This is a genomic window from Mizugakiibacter sp. (genome assembly GCF_039680435.1).
Lineage (GTDB): Bacteria > Pseudomonadota > Gammaproteobacteria > Xanthomonadales > Rhodanobacteraceae > Mizugakiibacter.
The window spans coordinates 1-2,946 of sequence record NZ_JBDKSX010000011.1 but is presented as its reverse complement, the minus strand read 5'-3'; the positions used below and the strand labels follow the sequence as shown (position 1 = coordinate 2,946).

At 77.2% G+C, this 2,946-nt stretch carries 4 protein-coding genes; all 4 read right to left on the bottom strand.

Annotated elements, in window-relative coordinates; all coding sequences use genetic code 11:
* The coding region (locus ABFC67_RS01020) for a biotin/lipoyl-binding protein (RefSeq protein ID WP_346736179.1) at positions 1-253 on the bottom strand (253 nt) is incomplete at its 3' end.
* Positions 250-999, bottom strand: a complete 750-nt coding sequence (locus tag ABFC67_RS01015) for an ABC transporter ATP-binding protein (RefSeq protein ID WP_346736178.1) — start codon at positions 997-999, stop codon at positions 250-252. The genes ABFC67_RS01015 and ABFC67_RS01020, both read right to left, overlap by 4 nt.
* Positions 996-2,129 (bottom strand): ABC transporter permease, encoded by a 1,134-nt coding sequence (locus ABFC67_RS01010; protein ID WP_346736177.1) that lies wholly within the window; start codon positions 2,127-2,129, stop codon positions 996-998. Before ABFC67_RS01010 ends, ABFC67_RS01015 begins: the two co-directional genes overlap by 4 nt.
* The coding region (locus ABFC67_RS01005; RefSeq protein ID WP_346736176.1) for a TolC family protein at positions 2,129-2,946 on the bottom strand (818 nt) is incomplete at its 5' end. The genes ABFC67_RS01005 and ABFC67_RS01010, both read right to left, overlap by 1 nt.

Sequence of the window (2,946 nt, the reverse complement as noted above, 5' to 3'; positions counted from 1 at the left end):
GTGCGGCGCTGGCGTCGAGCAGCAGCAGCGGCTGCCCGCTCGCCACGCTCTGCCCTTCCTCGACCAGCACGCGCGCCACCACGCCGTCGGCGCGCGCCGCCAGGCGCAGCACGCCGCCCTCGACGTCGACCCAGCCGCGCGCCATCGCCGCATAGCGCGGCGCGGGCGGCGGCGCGTCCGTGCCGCGGCCGCAGCCGGCGAGCGCGAACGGCAGCAGGAGAGCCAGCGCAACGAAACGGGGATATGGATTCATGCGGTCGTGCCTTGTCGTGAGGCATGCGGCGCGGCGGGCGCGCGCAGGTCGGCGAGGATGCGGCCATCCTCCATCGTGACGATGCGGTCGGCGTGCGCGTGCAGGCGCGGGTCGTGGCTGACGCACAGCACCGCGGCGTCGTGGGTGCGCGCGACGCGGTGCAGGATGTCGATCACCGCGGCGCCGTTGACGCCGTCCAGCGCGCTGGTCGGCTCGTCGGCGAACAGCAGGCGCGGATGTTTCGCCACCGCGCGCGCGATCGCCACGCGCTGCTTCTCGCCGCCGGAAAGCTCCGCCGGGCGCAGGCGCAGGCGGTGGCCGAGGCCGACCTCGTGCAGCGCCGCGACCGCGCGCGCGCGCGCGACGTGCGCGTCGAGGCCGAGGTAGCCGAGCGGAAGCTGCACCTGCTCGAGCGCGGTCAGCGCCGGGAACAGGTTGAAGCCCTGGAACACGAAGCCGGTGTGGTGCAGGCGGAAGCGGTCCAGCGCGTGCGGGTCCAGCGCCCACAGATCCTCGCCCAACGCGCCCACGCGCCCGGCTTCCGGGCGCAGCAGGCCGCTCAGGATCGCCAGCAGCGTGCTCTTGCCGCAGCCGGACGGGCCGGAGATCAGGGTCAGCTCGCCGGCGCGCACGGCGAGGTCGAGCCCGTCCAGCACCGGCGTGCGCACGCGCCCGCTGACGAAGCCGCGCACCAGGCCGTGCGCTTCCAGGATCACGTCGTGGCGGCCGGATTCGCCCATGCTCATCTCAGCAACGTCGCCGGATCGGCACCGCGCAGCGCGCGCACCGCCATCAAGCCGGACACCAGCGCGATGCCCATCACCAGCGCGGCGCAGGCCAGCGCCTGCCACGCGCCGAACGCGACCGGCACGTCGGCGCGGCGCGCCAGCAGCGCCAGCGCCATCGCGGCGATGCCGCCCGCCAGCAGCCCGGCGCCGCCCACCCAGGCGGCCTGCTGCAGCACCACGCGGCGCAGGTCGCCGAAGCCGACGCCGAGCGCGTTCAGCGTCGCGTATTCGCGCACCGAGCCGGCCACCGCGCCCATCAGCGTCTGGCTGGTGATCACCGCGCCGACCACGAACACCAGCGCGGTCAGGAACACGAAGCCCAGCCCCGCGCCGGTCTCGAACATCCAGTAGGCGACCGCGCGCCGCGCGAACGCCTGCCGTGTCCACACGGCGAAGCCGGCGTGCGCGCCGATGCGCGCCAGCCGCGCGCGCACCACTTCAGCGCGCGCCGGGTCGCGCAGCGCGACGACGTAGTAGGCGACGCGGTCGGCGCCGCCCGCGTCGGCGTCGAGCGTGCGCGCGGTGTCCAGCGAGGCAACGATGTTGACGCCGCCGAGCGCGCGCAAACCCCGGGCGGTGCCGACGATGCGCACGCGCCGGCCGTTGAGGCGCGCGCTGGCGCCGACGTCGAGGCCGAGCTTGGGCAGGTCGGCGCGGTCGACGATCACCGCGCCGGGCGCGTCCAGCCGCGCGCGCAGCGCCGGCGGCAGCGCGCGCGCGAACGCCATGCCGTCGGCGCGCGTGTCGATGCCGGACACGAACACCGACACGGAGCCGCGCTCGGCCGGGCCGCGCCAGTCGGCGTCGACCCAGCGGAACGGCTCGACGCGCGCGACTTCCGGGTCCATGCGCAGGCGCATCTCGGTGTCGGGCGGGATCGGTCGGCCGAGGTCGATGGTCTGCGTGCCGGGGTAGCCGACCCAGAGGTCGCCGCCGGATTGGTCGATGTAGACGGCGGCGCTGCCGAAGATGCCCAGCAGCAGCGCCGCCTGCATCAGCAGCAGCAGGCCGGCGAACGCGACCGCCAGCGCCGCCGGCAGGAAGCGGCGCCATTCGTGCAGTAGCGTCTTGCGCGCCAGCGCGACCATCAGCGCGCGGCCACGGCGAGCGGCGGCGGCGCGCCGCCCAGCGCCTTGTACAGCGCGATGAAGGCGACCGCCTCGCGTGCGTGCGCATCGAGCGCGGCGGACTGCGCGTCGAGCGCGGCGATGCGCGCTTCGGCGCGCGCGATGCCGTCGGCGAGGCCGAGCCGGCGCAACGTCGCCGCGGCGTCGTCGGCGCGCCGCTGCGCCGCCAGCGCATCGTCGCCGCGCTGCGCCTGCGCGCGTGCGGCGTCCAGCGCGGCCAGCGCCGATTCCACCTCGGCAACGCCTTCGAGCACGGCCTCGCGGTAGGCGTCCTCGGCGGCGGCGAGCTGCGCGGAGCCGGCAGCCGCGCGCGCGCGGCGCGCGCCCCAGTCGAACAGCGGCATGTCGATCACCGGACCCGCCGAGAGCAGGCCGCGGGTGGCGCCGCTGCCGAGCCGCAGCGCCAGGGTCAGCGCGCCGGCCAGGCTGAGGCGCGGGTACAGGTCCGCGCGCGCCACGCCCAGCGCGCCGGCCGCCTGCAGCACCGCCTGTTCGGCGTGCCGGATCTCCGGGCGCGCGCGCAGCAGGTCGGCCGGCGCGGCGGCGAACGACGCCGCGCCGAGGCGTGGCGGCGGCGCCGGCTGCAGCCAGGCGGGATCGGGTTCGGCCTGGCCAAGCCGTACGGCGAGCTGCTGCGCGGCGACGGTCGCCGCCGCGCGCGGTTCCTCCTGCGCGGCCCGCGCCTGCGCGAGCTGCGCCTCGGCGCGCGCCGCGTCGGCGTCCGCGGCGAGCCGCAGCCGCACGCGCGTGCGCAGCAGCGCGACGCGCTCGGCGGCCG